The organism is Arcobacter sp. YIC-80 (assembly GCF_044841725.1).
GTDB lineage: Bacteria > Campylobacterota > Campylobacteria > Campylobacterales > Arcobacteraceae > Arcobacter_B.
This window is the reverse complement of sequence record NZ_JBJBSI010000006.1, coordinates 58,531-73,733: the sequence shown is the minus strand read 5'-3', so window position 1 is coordinate 73,733 and position 15,203 is coordinate 58,531. Positions and strand designations below refer to the sequence as shown.

General features: G+C 29.0%; 18 protein-coding genes. 11 read left to right on the top strand and 7 right to left on the bottom strand.

Annotation, left to right across the window (positions count from 1 at the left end; genetic code table 11):
* The first annotated feature begins 12 nt into the window (after positions 1–12).
* On the top strand, positions 13–696 hold the full coding sequence (locus ACH5BK_RS09365) for an AzlC family ABC transporter permease (protein ID WP_404306706.1): 684 nt from the start codon (positions 13–15) through the stop codon (positions 694–696).
* On the top strand, positions 693–1,013 hold the full coding sequence (locus tag ACH5BK_RS09360) for a branched-chain amino acid transporter permease (RefSeq protein WP_404306704.1): 321 nt from the start codon (positions 693–695) through the stop codon (positions 1,011–1,013). Before ACH5BK_RS09365 ends, ACH5BK_RS09360 begins: the two co-directional genes overlap by 4 nt.
* A gap of 72 nt (positions 1,014–1,085) precedes the next feature.
* Here ACH5BK_RS09360 and ACH5BK_RS09355 read toward each other — a convergent pair whose 3' ends face one another.
* From ACH5BK_RS09355 to ACH5BK_RS09330, 6 genes are all read right to left on the bottom strand, one after another.
* Complete coding sequence (locus ACH5BK_RS09355) at positions 1,086–2,084, bottom strand: beta-ketoacyl-ACP synthase III (RefSeq protein WP_404306702.1); 999 nt, start codon at positions 2,082–2,084, stop codon at positions 1,086–1,088.
* 39 nt (positions 2,085–2,123) lie between these two features.
* Positions 2,124–3,116: a phosphate acyltransferase PlsX gene (gene plsX / locus ACH5BK_RS09350; RefSeq protein WP_404306700.1), complete on the bottom strand. Its 993-nt coding sequence runs from the start codon at positions 3,114–3,116 to the stop codon at positions 2,124–2,126.
* Positions 3,116–3,268, bottom strand: a complete 153-nt coding sequence (rpmF, locus tag ACH5BK_RS09345; RefSeq protein WP_404306698.1) for a 50S ribosomal protein L32 — start codon at positions 3,266–3,268, stop codon at positions 3,116–3,118. The genes plsX and rpmF overlap by 1 nt, the downstream gene beginning before the upstream one ends.
* Positions 3,269–3,278: 10 nt before the next feature.
* On the bottom strand, positions 3,279–3,659 hold the full coding sequence (locus ACH5BK_RS09340) for a hypothetical protein (protein ID WP_404306696.1): 381 nt from the start codon (positions 3,657–3,659) through the stop codon (positions 3,279–3,281).
* A 26-nt stretch (positions 3,660–3,685) separates the two neighbouring features.
* Complete coding sequence (gene ndk / locus ACH5BK_RS09335) at positions 3,686–4,099, bottom strand: nucleoside-diphosphate kinase (RefSeq protein WP_404306694.1); 414 nt, start codon at positions 4,097–4,099, stop codon at positions 3,686–3,688.
* Between the two features lie 120 nt (positions 4,100–4,219).
* Positions 4,220–4,495 carry an NADH-quinone oxidoreductase subunit I gene (locus tag ACH5BK_RS09330; RefSeq protein WP_404306692.1) on the bottom strand — a complete coding sequence of 92 codons (276 nt, stop codon included), beginning with the start codon at positions 4,493–4,495 and terminating at the stop codon, positions 4,220–4,222.
* Positions 4,496–4,804: 309 nt separating this feature from the next.
* Between ACH5BK_RS09330 and ACH5BK_RS09325 the strand changes: the two genes are divergently transcribed.
* From ACH5BK_RS09325 to ACH5BK_RS09305, 5 genes are all read left to right on the top strand, one after another.
* Complete coding sequence (locus tag ACH5BK_RS09325; RefSeq protein ID WP_404306690.1) at positions 4,805–5,401, top strand: peroxiredoxin; 597 nt, start codon at positions 4,805–4,807, stop codon at positions 5,399–5,401.
* A gap of 176 nt (positions 5,402–5,577) precedes the next feature.
* Complete coding sequence (rho, locus tag ACH5BK_RS09320) at positions 5,578–6,900, top strand: transcription termination factor Rho (RefSeq protein ID WP_254576334.1); 1,323 nt, start codon at positions 5,578–5,580, stop codon at positions 6,898–6,900.
* 164 nt (positions 6,901–7,064) lie between these two features.
* On the top strand, positions 7,065–8,021 hold the full coding sequence (locus tag ACH5BK_RS09315) for a methionine ABC transporter ATP-binding protein (RefSeq protein ID WP_404306688.1): 957 nt from the start codon (positions 7,065–7,067) through the stop codon (positions 8,019–8,021).
* Positions 8,021–8,659, top strand: a complete 639-nt coding sequence (locus tag ACH5BK_RS09310; protein ID WP_404306686.1) for a methionine ABC transporter permease — start codon at positions 8,021–8,023, stop codon at positions 8,657–8,659. The genes ACH5BK_RS09315 and ACH5BK_RS09310 overlap by 1 nt, the downstream gene beginning before the upstream one ends.
* A gap of 14 nt (positions 8,660–8,673) precedes the next feature.
* Complete coding sequence (locus tag ACH5BK_RS09305) at positions 8,674–9,483, top strand: MetQ/NlpA family ABC transporter substrate-binding protein (protein ID WP_404306684.1); 810 nt, start codon at positions 8,674–8,676, stop codon at positions 9,481–9,483.
* A gap of 50 nt (positions 9,484–9,533) precedes the next feature.
* Here the strand turns inward: ACH5BK_RS09305 and ACH5BK_RS09300 are convergent, their stop codons facing one another.
* Positions 9,534–10,199 (bottom strand): uracil-DNA glycosylase family protein, encoded by a 666-nt coding sequence (locus ACH5BK_RS09300; protein WP_404306682.1) that lies wholly within the window; start codon positions 10,197–10,199, stop codon positions 9,534–9,536.
* A gap of 137 nt (positions 10,200–10,336) precedes the next feature.
* Between ACH5BK_RS09300 and murI the strand changes: the two genes are divergently transcribed.
* From murI to hemC, 4 genes are read left to right on the top strand one after another with little or no spacing between them, the layout of a single operon-like run.
* Positions 10,337–11,134 carry a glutamate racemase gene (murI, locus tag ACH5BK_RS09295; RefSeq protein ID WP_404306680.1) on the top strand — a complete coding sequence of 266 codons (798 nt, stop codon included), beginning with the start codon at positions 10,337–10,339 and terminating at the stop codon, positions 11,132–11,134.
* Complete coding sequence (locus ACH5BK_RS09290; RefSeq protein ID WP_404306678.1) at positions 11,131–13,398, top strand: DNA polymerase III subunit gamma/tau; 2,268 nt, start codon at positions 11,131–11,133, stop codon at positions 13,396–13,398. Before murI ends, ACH5BK_RS09290 begins: the two co-directional genes overlap by 4 nt.
* Before the next feature lie 9 nt (positions 13,399–13,407).
* Positions 13,408–14,247: a DsbA family protein gene (locus tag ACH5BK_RS09285; protein WP_404306676.1), complete on the top strand. Its 840-nt coding sequence runs from the start codon at positions 13,408–13,410 to the stop codon at positions 14,245–14,247.
* Positions 14,248–14,249: 2 nt separating this feature from the next.
* On the top strand, positions 14,250–15,191 hold the full coding sequence (gene hemC, locus ACH5BK_RS09280; protein WP_404306674.1) for a hydroxymethylbilane synthase: 942 nt from the start codon (positions 14,250–14,252) through the stop codon (positions 15,189–15,191).
* Positions 15,192–15,203: the final 12 nt, after the last annotated feature.

Here is a 15,203-nt window from a genome sequence, read left to right as displayed (position 1 = left end):
GTGGTATAAGTATTGAAGTATGAAAGAGAGATAAAAACTGCATTTAAAGTATCAATTCCTGTTATGATGGGATATGCAGTTTTAGGCTTTGCATTTGGTTTGCTCCTTGTATCCTTTGATTATCCTTGGTATTTAGCTCCTATAATGTCACTTTTCATTTATGCAGGTGCATTACAATTTGTAGCTATAAACTTTTTTAATTTAAAAGCTGGATATGTAGATATAGCAATAGCAACATGGTTTATAAATATAAGACAATCTTTTTATGGATTATCTTTGCTTAAAAGATTTAAAAAAACAGGAAAATTAAAGCCTTATTTGATTTTTGGTCTAACTGATGAAACCTATGCACTTTTAACAACAATTAAAGATGATGAACAGTTAAAAAAAAGATGGTATTACTTTTTTTTAACAGCTTTTAATCAATCTTATTGGTTCTTAGGATGTACTTTTGGAGCCATAATTGGTTCAAATATAGAGTTTAATACAGCAGGATTAGAGTTTTCTTTAACAGCACTTTTTGTAGTTTTATGTATTGAACAGTATAAAAGTTTACAAAATATAACTCCTTTTATCGTAGGAGGTATAGCTTCTGTATTTTCACTTATTTTTATACCAAGTGATAAGATGTTAATTGTCTCAATTGTTGTTGCACTTATTTTGATGTTTACTTTTAGAAGAAAGATTGAACAATGAGTGGAATTGAAATATATATAGCAATTGCTATAATGGCAGTAGTAAACTTTTTTACTAGAGTTTTTCCATTTTTATTTTTTAGAAAAAATGAACTTCCTTCTTATGTAGTATTTATTGAGAAGTTTTTCCCTGCTGTAATTATGACAATTTTAATAGTTTATTCCGTGAAAGATGTAGATTTTTCCCTTGCACCTTATGGTTTAAAAGAAATAGGTGGTATTTTATTTACTGCAATTTTGCATATAATTTTTAAGAATTATTTGATTTCTATTTTTGCTGGTACAATTTTTTATATGACTTTAGTCCAGTATTTATAGTATCAAAGTTAGTATTTTTTTGAAATAAATAAGAAAGTATTATAAAATAAATAAAAGGCTTTAGCCTTCTATTTAGTTCTTAGGTGAGAATGGGAAATAAGCACTTCCCCAAGTAAGTCCTGCACCAAAGGCATCAAATAAGATATTATCACCTTTTTTGATTTTTCCTTGCTCATAAGCATAATTCATTGCCATTGGAATTGAAGCTGCTGATGTATTACCATATTTATCTACAGTAACTACAGTTTGTTCATCACTTAATCCTAAAGCTTTTCCTACTGCGTTTATAATTCTAAAATTTGCTTGATGAGGAATAAAGTGGTCAATATCATTGTTTTTAATATTGTGTTTTTCCATCATTTTTTCAACGTCAGCTGTTAGAGTTTTAACTGCAAGTTTGAAAGTTTCATTTCCTTTCATTCTTATACAAGCCATTTTCTGTTCAACTACTTCTTGTGAACATGGATGTTTACTTCCTCCGCCAGGAGTTTTGATTAAATCATCATAGTTCCCATCACTTGAACAATTAACATCTACGATTGCTTCACTTTTGTCTTCTGTAGCTGATATTATAGCTGCTCCTGCTCCATCTCCAAAGATAAAACAAGTTCCTCTATCTGTATAATCTAAAATTGATGTATAAGTCTCTGCACCGATTATTAGAACATTTTTTTTCATTCCTGATTCAATAAATGCTTTTGCTACAGATACAGCATATACAAAACCTGTACACGCGGCACTAATATCATAAGCTTGAACAGGAGGTAAATCTAATTTTGATGCAATTAAACAAGCCGTTGAAGGCATACATAAATAATCAGGAGTTACAGTTGCACAGATAACCATATCAATGTCTTCTTTTGCAATTCCTGCTCTATCAATAGCAACTTGTGCTGCTTTTGCTCCTAAATCAGATGAAGCTTCGTTTTCTTCAGAAATTCTTCTTTCTTTAATACCAGTTCTTTTAGTAATCCACTCATCACTAGTATCAATAATTTTTTCAAAATCTGCATTTGTCATAATCTTTGGAGGAATATAAGCTCCAATAGATCTAAAAGCTGCATATGTCATTTACATATCCTTAAATAAAAGTATAGTTATTATATCTAATTAATTACTATACTGTGATAATCTCTCTTCAATATGACTATTTAAGTTAGAGCTAGCTGCATTTATAGCTTGGAATATTGCATTTTGTATTGCTTTAGGATTTGATTTCCCATGGGCAATAATAACAGGTGCTTTTACTCCAAGTAATGGAGCTCCACCATATTCTGCATAATCAACTCTTACTTTTAAGTTTTTGAATACCTTTCTCATAAGAACTGCACCAGCAATTGAAATTAGAGATCTTTTTAAATTCTTTTTGATGATTTGTCCGATTGTATCTGCAACACCTTCGGCTGTTTTAAGTAAAATATTACCTACAAAACCATCACAAACAACAACATCAACTGTTCCTTTGAAGATATCACTACCTTCTACATTACCTGCAAAATTTGGAACTTTTGATATAAGTTTATAAGCTTCTTTTGTTACTTCATTTCCTTTGCTTTCTTCTTCCCCATTTGAAAGTAATCCAACAATTGGTTCGTCAAGTTGTAGTACATCTTGTGCATAAACTTGTCCCATTACAGCAAATTCAAATAAATTTTTAGCGTCACTATCAACATTGGCTCCAACATCTAATACTAAAGTATTTTGGTTTTCACTAGTTGGCATAAGTGTTGCTATAGCAGGTCTTGATACACCTTTTATTCTTCCAATTCTAAGTGTTGCTAAAGACATTGAGGCACCTGAGTGTCCAGCAGAAACAACAGCATCAGCTTCTTGGTTTCTTACTAATTCAATAGCTTTATAAATTGTAGAATCTTTTCTTTTAAGTGCATCTGTAGCTGAGTCATGCATACTAATTACATCATCTGTATCTAGTATATCAACTCTTGATAAAAATTGTTTTGGTAATAAAGCTTCAATTTCATCTTTTTTACCAACTGCAATTGCAGTGAAGTTATTATTTTGTTTTAAAGCTGCAACAAGGCCTTGAATAATAGGCTCAGGACCGAAGTCCCCACCCATTGCATCTATTGCGATTTTTAACATTAGCTTTTGTATTCACCAGTGTTTGGGTTAACCGTATGAGGCATTTTCCAAGAACCATCACTATCTTTAACTGGTTTTTTTAAAGTTATTTTATAGTGAGTTCTTCTTTTCGCTGCTCTAGTATGAGATACTCTTCTCTTTGGTACTGCCATTTTTTTCTCCTTAAAATTCTTTTTGAAATTCACTATCGTCATGTGAACAGTTTTCACATAGATAGTAATCACTTTTAATTGATTCTAATTCACTTTGAATTATTTCATCAAAGTCAATTGTATTATTGTCTATTTCGATTACTAAATCTTCTGATTCAGAATCATCTTTATAAATACCATCACTTAATAAAAAATTTGCTTCTTCATTTAAAGTAATAGTATCTGTGATACCACATCTGCAACAATCGATTTGTGTATTACCTTTTAATACAGCATCAATTTTTACTAACGATTGCGATATTTTACAAAAAGTACCTTCAATTTCTACTGAAGCAAGTGAAGCACTGAATTCTTTAGGGCTTTGTGGTACTTTTTTAAATTCTATTTTCATGTTAAATTATAAAAACTTTTAATTTATTAACAAATTTCTCTGTCAGAGAAGAAGAATTTAATTTCATTTGCTGCATTTTCTAATGAATCTGAACCGTGAACTGCATTAGCATCAATTGATTCTGCAAAATCTGCTCTAATTGTTCCAGCTGCTGCTTCTTTAGGATTTGTAGCACCCATTAAGTCTCTATTTTTAGCCATTGCATCTTCACCTTCTAAAACAGTTACAACAACTGGTCCAGAAATCATGAATTCTACTAATTCACCAAAAAATGGTCTTTCAGCGTGTACTGCATAAAATGCTTCTGCATCAGCTTTGCTTAATTGAACTTTTTTAGTTGCTGCAATTCTTAATCCATTTGATTCAAATCTGTCTAAGATTTTACCTACAACATTTTTAGCTACCGCGTCAGGTTTGATGATTGATAGTGTTTGTTCCATATTTGTATATCCCTCAATATTTTTTTAAGTCGCGGATTATACCTAAAAAAATAAAAAAAGGCAAGTAGTTAAAAAAACTACTTGCCTTTTATAGTGTTTGGATATAGTTAAAACTAAAAATTAGTCTTCTACTACAGGAGTTCCAGCTTCACCTCTGTCTTCTTTTTCAACAGAACCTGAACCAGCTTCATCCCATACAATACATCCCTCAGTTGGACATGCGTCAGCACATGCTGGCTCATCATTGTGACCTACACACTCAACACATTTGTCAGAGTATACATAATATACATCTTCACCAGTTGGGTTATCATCGTTATCAACAATTGCTTCTACTGGACACTCATCTAAACATGCGTCACAGCTAATACAAATATCAGTAATTTTTACTGCCATAGTAAATCTCCTATAATAAATTTAGTAAAACTTTATCACAGTAAATATAAAATTTACTTTAAAAAATAAAAATTATCAATTGATACTAAAAATGTAGCATTTATGGTAACACTGGCCATTTATTAAACTTAAAATGATAATGATTATTGAGATAAATAAAGCTATATAAATATACTTATATATCAAGGATAAAAATTATCTTAGGATAAATTTTCACAAATTTCAAAATTTAAGGAAAGTTGTAGCTTAATTTGAAAGTTTTTGGTGTATAATTACATCACAAATAAAATATTAATAAAGGAATTAAATATGTTAGTAACTAAAAAAGCTCCAGATTTTACAGCTACAGCTGTACTTGCAGACGGACAAATTGTTGAAGATTTTAATTTATATGAAAACATTGGTGAAAATGGTGCGGTATTATTTTTCTACCCATTAGACTTTACTTTTGTGTGTCCTTCTGAAATTATTGCATTCTCAAAAAGAATTGAAGAATTTTCTTCAAGAGGTATCAATGTAATTGGTGTTTCTGTTGATTCACAATTCTCACACTTTGCATGGAGAGAAACTCCTGTTGAAAATGGTGGAATTGGAAGAATTCAATACCCATTAGTTGCAGACTTATCTAAACAAATTTCTAGAGATTATGATGTATTATTCGGAGATTCAGTTGCTTTAAGAGGTTCTTTCTTAATTGATAAAGATGGAACAGTAAGACATGCTGTAATTAATGACTTACCATTAGGTAGAAACATTGATGAAATGATCAGAATGGTTGATACAATGTTATTTACAAATGAGCATGGTGAAGTTTGTCCTGCTGGATGGAATAAAGGTGATGAAGGTATGAAAGCTTCAACAGAAGGTGTAGCTGAATATTTAGGTAAGCACGAAGGTGACTTATAATATATAATTAAATGTATTTTAAATAAAGGTGCTTTTGCACCTTTATTATCTAGTACAAATCAATTTAATTGACTTTTTTTTAAATTAACACTACAATTACACTATTACTTTATAAACTACAAAAACTACAAAAAAACTACATACTTAATATGTAAAATCAAAGGTTAAGATTACTCATGGAAGAGTCTAAAACTCAAAGTAAAACAAAAAACACTAGGAAAACTAGAACTCATATACCTGTTGAAGGGTATAAAATTGAACAATTAAGAGAACTTCCTTTAGAAGAACTTTTAAATATCGCAAAAGAATTAGATGTAGAAAATCCCCAAGAATTAAAAAGACAAGATTTAATGTTCTCGATTTTAAAAAATCAAATTGATGCAGGTGGATTTATTTTATTCACAGGTATTTTAGAGATTAAAGAGGGTGGATTTGGATTTTTAAGAGCAATTGATGGGAATTTTTCTGACACATCAAATGATTCTTATGTAAGTGCAACTCAAATTAGAAAATTTGCATTAAGAACTGGAGATATTGTAACTGGACAAGTTAGACCTCCAAATAAAGAAAGTGAAAAATATAATGCTTTATTAAAAATTGAAGCAATTAATTATTTACCTATAAAAGCATCAAAAAACAGACCATTATTTGATAACTTAACACCTTTATATTCAACTGATAAGTTTAAGTTTGAGTATGAATCTACAAGAATGACAGGAAGAATGCTTGATTTATTTGCTCCAATGGGTAAAGGTCAAAGAGGTCTTATTGTTGCACCTCCAAAAACTGGTAAAACTGAGTTATTAAAAGAGTTAGCTCATGGTATTACAAAAAATCATCCAGAAGTATCTTTAATGGTTCTTTTAATTGATGAAAGACCAGAAGAAGTTACAGATATGCAAAGAAGTGTAAAAGGTGAAGTTTATAGTTCAACTTTTGATTTACCTGCACATAATCATGTAAGAGTTGCTGAAATTGTTATTGAAAAAGCAAAAAGACTTGTAGAGATGAAAAAAGATGTAGTTATTTTACTTGATTCTATTACAAGATTAGCTAGAGCTTATAATACAGTAACACCAAGTTCTGGAAAGGTACTTTCAGGTGGGGTTGATGCAAATGCTTTACATAAACCAAAAAGATTCTTTGGTGCTGCTAGAAATATTGAAGAGGGTGGTTCTTTAACAATTATTTCAACTGCATTAATTGAAACTGGTTCAAAAATGGATGAAGTTATTTTTGAAGAGTTCAAAGGAACAGGTAATAGTGAAGTTGTATTAAGTAGAGATGCAGCTAATAAAAGAGTTTATCCTGCTCTTGATATTACAAAATCAGGTACTAGAAAAGAAGAGTTACTTCTTACTCCTGAAATTTTACAAAAAACATGGATTTTAAGAAATGCAATTGCATCTATGGATGAAGTTGAAGCACTTAAATTCTTATATTCTAAAATGAAAAAAACTAAAGATAATGAAGAGTTTTTTGCAGGAATGAATGAATAAAAGAGATTTTCTCTTTTATTCAAAATATAAACAATACTAAACTAGTCAAATTTAAACTACACAAAATTACAATTAATTTCAAAAAAATGCTACTTTTCTTTTTCATTTAACACATATTTTATTCAAATTTTAATACTATTCCATCACTTAATGAAGGATTTATCATGATAACTATAGAAAACTTAAATAAATACTATGGTGATGTAAAAGTTTTAAATGATATTTCTATAGATATTAAAAAAGGTGAGATGTTTGCCATTGTAGGGCATAGTGGTGCTGGAAAATCTACACTTCTTAGATGTATTAATGGACTTGAAGATTATAGTGAAGGTTCATTAAAGGTCAATAATAAAGAAATAAAATCTTTAAATAAGCAGCAGTTAAGAGAGTTTAGAAAGAATATTGGGATGATATTTCAACATTTTTCATTAATTCAAAGAAAAACTGTATTTGAAAATGTAGCACTTCCAATGCAACTTTGGGGTTATAAAAAAGAAGACATTTCAAAAAAAGTTAAAGATTTATTGTCTTTAGTTGGTTTAGAGCAAAAAATGAATGCTTACCCTAGCCAATTAAGTGGAGGGCAAAAGCAAAGAGTTGCCATTGCAAGAGCTTTGACTTTAGATCCAGAAGTATTATTAAGTGATGAAGCAACATCAGCACTTGATCCAAATACAACTACATCTATTTTAAATCTATTAAAAGAGATAAATGAAAAACTAAATATTACTATTGTTTTAGTAACTCACGAAATGGAAGTTGTAAAACAAATAGCTCAAAAAGCTTTACTTTTAGAGCATGGAAATATAATAGGTTTTGATGACACAGAAGAGTTGTTTTTAAAACCTGATGAAAAAATGAAAGACTTTTTAGGAGAAACAGAAGTTGTTCCTAATGATGGTGTAAATATAAAATTATATTTTCCAAAAGATAATGCATATCAGTCATTTATTACAAAAATGGCAAGAGAGTTAGATATGGATTTCAATATCGTATGGGGAAAACTTGAAGAGATTAATTCTCATATTGTTGGAAATATGGTTATAAATATAGACAGTAAAAATAAAGAAATAGTTACAAACTATATTAAAGAACATGATATTGTATGGGAGGTTTTATAATGGTTGATATTTTATTACCTGCACTTGGTGAAACTGTATATATGTCATTTGTATCTACTTTTTTAGCTGTAGTTATTGGATTTCTTTTAGCAATTGTTTTAATTCTAACTTCAAAAGGTGGGTTAAGAGAAAATTTAAAAGTGTATGCTATTTTAGATGTTGTTATAAACACTTTAAGATCATTCCCTTTTATTATTTTAATGATTGTTCTTTTCCCTTTAACAAAGTTTTTAATTGGAAAGAGTATTGGAACGACAGCTGCGATTATTCCACTTACAATTGGTGCAGCTCCATTTATTGCAAGATTGATTGAAAGTGCATTTAAAGAAGTTGATAAAGGTGTAATTGAAGCAGCAAAATCCTTTGGTGCAAGTGATTCACAAATTATTTTTAAAGTAATGCTTGTTGAAGCTTTACCAAGTATTATTTCAGCAATTACTTTAACACTAATTACAGTTATTGGTTTTTCTGCTATGGCAGGAGCTGTTGGTGGTGGAGGTTTAGGTGATGTAGCTATTAAGTATGGTTACTATAGATTCCAAACTGATACTATGATTTATACAGTTATTATTCTTATTGCACTTGTTCAAGCTTGTCAGAGTGCAGGGGATTATTTATACAAAATTACAAAAAAATAAAGAAAGGAAAATATATGTTAAAAAATTTATTAAAATTATTACTTACTGTTGCAGTTGCTTTAGGATTAGTAGCTTGTACTGATTCAAAAGAAGAAGAGAAGAAAGTTGAAACTAAAGTTATCAAAGTTGGAGCTACACCAGTTCCTCATTCTGAAATTTTAGAAATAGCTCAGCCTTTATTAAAAGCAAAAGGTTATGATTTACAAATTGTTGAGTTTACAGATTATGTAACTCCAAATATTGCAGTTGATGAGGGTGAGTTAGATGCTAACTTCTTCCAACATGAGCCATACTTAATTGAGTTTAACAAAAGTAAAAACACAAAATTAGTTAAAACTGTAAATGTTCACTTAGAGCCAATGGGATTATATTCAAATAAATTAAAAAACTTAAGTGAATTAGAAGATGGTGCTACTATTGCTGTACCAAATGATCCTACAAATGAGAGTAGAGCCTTAGATATTTTAGAAAAAAAAGGTTTATTAACATTTAATGATGTTCAATTTAAAACAGCTTTAGATATTAAAGATAACCCTAAAAACTTAAAAATCAAAGAGTTAGATGCTCCTCAATTACCAAGAGTTTTAGATGAAGTTGATGGTGCTATTATTAATACTAATTATGCTTTAGCAGCTAACTTAAATCCTTTAAAAGATGCATTAATTATTGAACCAAAAGATTCACCTTATGCAAATATTTTAGTTGTAAAAGAAGGAAATGAAAATAGTGAAGCTATTAAAGCTTTAAATGAGGTATTAAACTCAACTGAGATTAAAAACTTTATTGCTGAAAAATATGAAGGTTCTATTGTAGAAGCTTTCTAATAAAATCTTTATATTGAATAGAAAAGTTTTCTTTTCTATTCAATACTTTCTTAAATTTTATCTTTAAAAACTTTTTTATACTGTTCTACTCTAAAATCAAAAGTAGTGTAACTTTTATTTTCTAATTTTCTTTTTTTATATAAAGCATTTGAACCTATATATCTATTTGCTGCATTTGAAGGAGATGTTAAACTTATAGTATTTATGATTCTATTGTCATAAGTGAAACTATGAACTTTAGGTATGTCTTTACAAACTAAATTTAATTTTATTTTTTCCTCTTTTAAAATTTGTCTTAAAAAATATTCAGGACCATTTTTACTATTCCCACCTGTAAATATTAGAGTTTCTATATTTTTGTACTTTTTTATATATCCTAGAATATCACGAAGTTTAACATCACTCATTCCTAAATCACTTGCATCAATTTTTTCTCGTTGACAGGACTGGACAATATCACAAATACCTATTTGATTTTTTATTAAAAACTCTTTTCTTTGAGTAATTGCTTCTTTTTTATTTTCATAAAGTAAATTTAAATCAAATATTTTATCAAGACATTTCCATAAAAGACCATCTTGGGAACCATAACAAAAATCTACATCTTTACTTTTAAACTCTTTTTTACAAAATCTTGGAGGAGGTAACGTTCCTACTATTACTTTTTTAGTATGCTCATTTAAAAATGGTTCATAAGGATGAAAGTGAAAAAACAAAGTTAGCCTTTATTAAAATATTTTATTTACAAAGATTTATTAGTTTTAACATTTTTATTATAAAAATACCCTAATTGTTTTCATCTACTTTTTTGACCTTTTTAGATATAATCTCATAAATTTATAAAAGGCAAAAGTTGAAAGTAGGTGTATTTGATTCTGGGCTTGGTGGTCTTACTGTTGTAAATGCTATCAAAGATGTTTTTAATGGTGCTGATATTTTTTATATTGCTGATACAGCCTATGCTCCTTATGGAGTAAAAACCCATGAACAAATTCTTCAAAGATGTATTGAACTTACAAACTATTTTATTAAAAAACATGATATAGAAGTTTTAATTGTAGCTTGTAATACTGCAACTTCTGCTGCTATAAAGCATTTAAGAGAAAACTTTCCTTTTTTAATCGTAATAGGAACAGAACCTGGGATTAAACCAGCTATACAAAATAGTAAAAGTTTAAGTGTAGGAGTTTTAGCAACTCCTGCTACATTAAAAGGTGCTAAGTATCAAACTTTAGTTGATTCTCTTGCACGTAATAAAAAAGTAAAACTTTTTGAGCAAGAGTGTCCTGGTTTGGTAGAACAGATTGAAAAAGGAAGAGTTTTAGATAAAGATACAAATGAGATGTTAAAAAAATGGCTTCAACCTATGAAAGAAAATGGTGTTGATACTATTGTTTTAGGATGTACTCATTACCCTTTAGTATCACAAGCAATTAAAACTATTATGGGTGAGAGTATAAACTTAGTTCAAACAGGTGAAGCAATTGCAAATAGATTATTAAGTCTTAGTAGCCAAAAAGGGCATAATAATCTTGGTGATTTAAAAATATCAATTTGTTATACAGGTGAAATAAATAAAAATATGGTAGATATGATTTTTAGAGAATATAAAAAACAAGATGAAATAATGGTAAGGAAATGTGAAGTATGAGTGAATCAATAGAAAAAAGAGTTTTAGCTTTAAAGTATAGACCGCATAGATTTGAAGATTTAGTAGGGCAAAGTACTGTTTCTCAAACTTTATCATTAGCATTAGACTCAAATAGATTATCTCATGCTTATTTATTCAGTGGGCTTAGAGGAAGTGGAAAAACAAGTACGGCTAGAATTATGGCAAAAGCTCTTTTATGTAGCCAAGGGCCTACTTCAAAACCATGTGAAGTATGTGATAACTGTAAAAGTGCAAATGCTTCAAGACACTTAGATATTATAGAAATGGATGCTGCTTCAAATAGAGGTATTGATGATATTAAAGATTTAATTGAACATACAAAATATAAACCAAGTAGTGCAAGATTTAAAGTATTTATAATCGATGAAGTTCACATGCTTACAACTCAAGCTTTTAATGCTTTACTTAAAACCTTAGAAGAACCTCCTGGTTTTGTAAAGTTTATTTTAGCAACAACTGATCCTTTAAAACTACCTGCAACTATTCTTTCAAGAACACAGCATTTTAGATTTAATAAAATATCTAATTCTGATGTTATTCATCATTTATCTCATATTTTAAATGAAGAGGGAATAGATTTTGAAAGTGATGCTTTAGAGATTTTAGCAAGAAGTGGACAAGGTAGTTTAAGGGACACTTTAACTATGCTTGACCAAGCTATTATTTTCTCTAAAGGAAGAGTTTCAACTACAGCAGTTGTTGATATGTTAGGTCTTATTGATCCTGAAGTAATGGATACAATTTTCCAAGTTGTATTAAATAAAGGAGATATTACAGCTATTGTTAAAGAGCTTGAAAACTATGAAGTATCACAAGTTTGTGATGAAATGACTATTTATTTAAAACATAGAATGCTAGAAAAAGATTCAAGATTTGATTTACTTTTATATGATAGATTCTTTAGAATATTAAGTGATGCAAAACATCTTTTAGCAATGAATTCTGATGGAGGATTTGTACTTATTTTAACTTTAATGAAAATGATTGAAGCTGTTGATATTAAAACTATAGATGAAATAATTGATCAAGTTCAAAAAATAAAAGAAAAAGTAGAACCAGTTCAAACAACTCCTAGTGTTCAAAATCCTGAATCTAAACCAAATAAAGTTCAAGAGATAAAACCTCAAACAACTCCTGAAATACAACAACAAGTTACTCAAGAAATGCCAACACCTTCAAAGATACAAGAAGTTCCAACTCAAAATGTTGAAGATGTTGTGCAAAAAGTTGAACAAACAATTCAAGCTCAAATGCAAGAAAATAATACAATAAACAAAAACCCATTTGAATCTGAACCTGAAACAAAAATAGAAGAAGCTACTCCTGAAGATTTAGCTTATGCTAATAGTGTGGGTGATATTGTTGATTTAGGAGTAACAGATGCAATTGAGACTGTGTCTTATCCAACGCCATTTGATGATTTACCAACAAGTGCACCAATTTCAAATACACAAGAGCAAAAGAAAAATGAAGAGTTTGTAACTAATACTCAAGAACCACAAGCAAATCAAAATATTCAAACTAATATGCTTCAGAACAATGAATTAGTTGTAAATAATATAGATTCTAATCCTTTTGAACAAACAGTACAAGAGAGTATTCAACCATCTCAGTCTAAGCCTTTAACTCAAGAAATAAATAGTTCAAATGAAATTCAAGTAGAAGCAGTAGAACAACAAGTAGCTGTAAATCCAAATATGGAAGTAGAAGCTGTACCTTTTGAAGAACCAATACAAGAACAGCCTAAAACAAACGACTTATATGATAAATTGACTCAAAAAGTATATGATAGGGATTATTCTCTAGGTGAATGTTTTGAACAAAATTTTATCTATAATGGATATGAAGATAATAAGTTATATATTATTTCAAAAGCACAAGGTGATGATAGGAAGTTTTTATATAAACATTTTGGATTGATAAGAACATTTGCTCAAGATGTTTTTGGAAATGAAGTTGAGCTAGATTTTACAAAGGAGCAGGCCCGGGAAGCTTCAAGCTTAGATAAAGAGAATAAAAAAGTAGAACAAACAGTATCAAATGAAAATAACTCAAATGATACAAGTTCTATGCTTGAAGATGTTGAAGTAGGTTCTGGCTGTGTAGCAGATATGCAAAAAGTAGCAGATCCTAAACCTTCACAAAGGGAATTACAACTAAATGATATTTTAAATTCACCTATGTTAAATAAAGCTAAAGAGCTTTTAGATGTGAAGAAAATTACAGTAAAATCAAGAAGTTAAAGGAGAAATATGAAACAAGCATTAAAATTTTTAAGTTTAACAAGTTTATGTACAACATTACTTTTTGCTAATATTAATGATGAAAATATTATAGAGTTTGAGAAAAAAAGAGTTTCTCAAAATCCTAATGTAGAAGTTTTAGATGTGAGCGTAAGTTTTAAAAAAGAAATGCCTTTAAAAAATTGGTATGGATATATTTTAGATGTTCAAGCGGAAGTAAAAGCTTCAAAAGACTCTACTAAAGTTATAAGCGTAAAAGATATTGTTTTTTCAAATGGTAAGTATGTTTCACTTGATTTACAAGATATTAAAACTGGAAAATCTCTTAAAAGTTTAGTTACTCCAACTCTATCTGATAATTATTATAAAAAAGAGAAATTAATTGCAGGGAATCACAATGCAAAAAATAAAGTTGTAATTTTTTCTGACCCTTTATGCCCTTTTTGTATGGATTATGTACCAGATGTGATTAATTATGTAAATAAAAATAATAGTAATATTGCTTTATATTATTATCATTTTCCTTTACTTAGAATACATCCAGCAGCAGGACCTTTATCTAAAATTATGGAAGTGGCTAAACATAAAAATATTAAAGATTTAGAGTTAAAAGTTTATTCAATTGATTGGGATAAATATTTTGATTCAAAGTCTACTAATATAAATAAAATCTTGGAGGCATTTAATAAAGAACTTAAGACAAATATCACATTAGAACAATTAAGAAAAGCTAATATTCAAAAAGATATTAATATGGGTGAAAATGTGATGGTTCAAGGTACACCAACTATTTTTGTAAATGGAATAAAAGATACAACAAGAGAAAAATATAAAACATTAGGGAAATAAATATGGAAAAATTAGTAATAGCAACAAGACAAAGTAAATTAGCATTATGGCAAAGTGAATATATAAAAGCAGAACTAAACAAACACTATCCAGATATGAAGATTGAATTAAAAACATTTTCAACAAAAGCAGACAAAATCTTAGATGTACCCTTAGCAAAAATTGGTGGAAAAGGTTTATTTACAAAAGAGTTAGAAATTGCACTTTTAAATAAAGAAGCTGATATTGCAGTACATAGTTTAAAAGATGTACCTGTTGAGTTTGAAGAAGGGTTTGTATTAGCTGCACTTACAAAAAGATTCGACCCAAGAGATGCTTTTTTAAGCCAAAAGTATGAAAGTATTGAAGCTTTACCACAAGGTGCTGTAATAGGAACTACAAGTCTTAGAAGAAGAATGGAAATTAAAATGCTAAGACCTGATGTTGAGTTAAAAGACTTAAGAGGAAATATTAATACAAGAATTGCTAAATTAAAAGCAGGTGAATATGATGCAATTATTTTAGCAGCAACTGGTGTACAAAAGCTTCAAATTGAAGATGAAGTAAATTACTTTACTCCAATTTCTACAGATGATATGATTCCATCAATGGGACAAGCAACTTTAGGAATTGAAACACTTGATAATAAAGAACTAATTGAACTTTTATCAGTTTTAAATGATGAAAATGCCCATATTGAAGCAACAATTGAGAGAAGTTTTGTAAGAACATTAGAGGGTGGTTGTCAAGTTCCTATTGGAGCAAAAGCAACAATTTTAGAAGATGGAAAAAATGTAAAGTTCCAAGCAATTGTTGGAATGCCAGATGCAAGTGAAATGATAGAAGAAGAAGTAATTGAGCCAATTGAAAATTATGAAACAATAGGTATTAAAATAGCAAATAAGTTTATTGAAAAAGGTGCTAAAGAACTTCTTAAAAAAGCAGAAGAAATAGCTTTTAAATAAAAAATTAAATCT

What these genes read in the sequence shown, in the direction of transcription:
- ndk (WP_404306694.1), bottom strand. Translation starts at nt 4,099, where the DNA reads ATGGAACAAACACTATCAATCATCAAACCTGACGCGGTAGCTAAAAAT.
- rpmF (WP_404306698.1), bottom strand. Translation starts at nt 3,268, where the DNA reads ATGGCAGTACCAAAGAGAAGAGTATCTCATACTAGAGCAGCGAAAAGA.
- ACH5BK_RS09305 (WP_404306684.1), top strand. Translation starts at nt 8,674, where the DNA reads ATGTTAAAAAATTTATTAAAATTATTACTTACTGTTGCAGTTGCTTTA.
- ACH5BK_RS09355 (WP_404306702.1), bottom strand. Translation starts at nt 2,084, where the DNA reads ATGACATATGCAGCTTTTAGATCTATTGGAGCTTATATTCCTCCAAAG.
- ACH5BK_RS09330 (WP_404306692.1), bottom strand. Translation starts at nt 4,495, where the DNA reads ATGGCAGTAAAAATTACTGATATTTGTATTAGCTGTGACGCATGTTTA.
- ACH5BK_RS09310 (WP_404306686.1), top strand. Translation starts at nt 8,021, where the DNA reads ATGGTTGATATTTTATTACCTGCACTTGGTGAAACTGTATATATGTCA.
- ACH5BK_RS09315 (WP_404306688.1), top strand. Translation starts at nt 7,065, where the DNA reads ATGATAACTATAGAAAACTTAAATAAATACTATGGTGATGTAAAAGTT.
- ACH5BK_RS09325 (WP_404306690.1), top strand. Translation starts at nt 4,805, where the DNA reads ATGTTAGTAACTAAAAAAGCTCCAGATTTTACAGCTACAGCTGTACTT.
- ACH5BK_RS09340 (WP_404306696.1), bottom strand. Translation starts at nt 3,659, where the DNA reads ATGAAAATAGAATTTAAAAAAGTACCACAAAGCCCTAAAGAATTCAGT.
- ACH5BK_RS09290 (WP_404306678.1), top strand. Translation starts at nt 11,131, where the DNA reads ATGAGTGAATCAATAGAAAAAAGAGTTTTAGCTTTAAAGTATAGACCG.
- plsX (WP_404306700.1), bottom strand. Translation starts at nt 3,116, where the DNA reads ATGTTAAAAATCGCAATAGATGCAATGGGTGGGGACTTCGGTCCTGAG.
- ACH5BK_RS09285 (WP_404306676.1), top strand. Translation starts at nt 13,408, where the DNA reads ATGAAACAAGCATTAAAATTTTTAAGTTTAACAAGTTTATGTACAACA.
- hemC (WP_404306674.1), top strand. Translation starts at nt 14,250, where the DNA reads ATGGAAAAATTAGTAATAGCAACAAGACAAAGTAAATTAGCATTATGG.
- ACH5BK_RS09360 (WP_404306704.1), top strand. Translation starts at nt 693, where the DNA reads ATGAGTGGAATTGAAATATATATAGCAATTGCTATAATGGCAGTAGTA.
- rho (WP_254576334.1), top strand. Translation starts at nt 5,578, where the DNA reads ATGGAAGAGTCTAAAACTCAAAGTAAAACAAAAAACACTAGGAAAACT.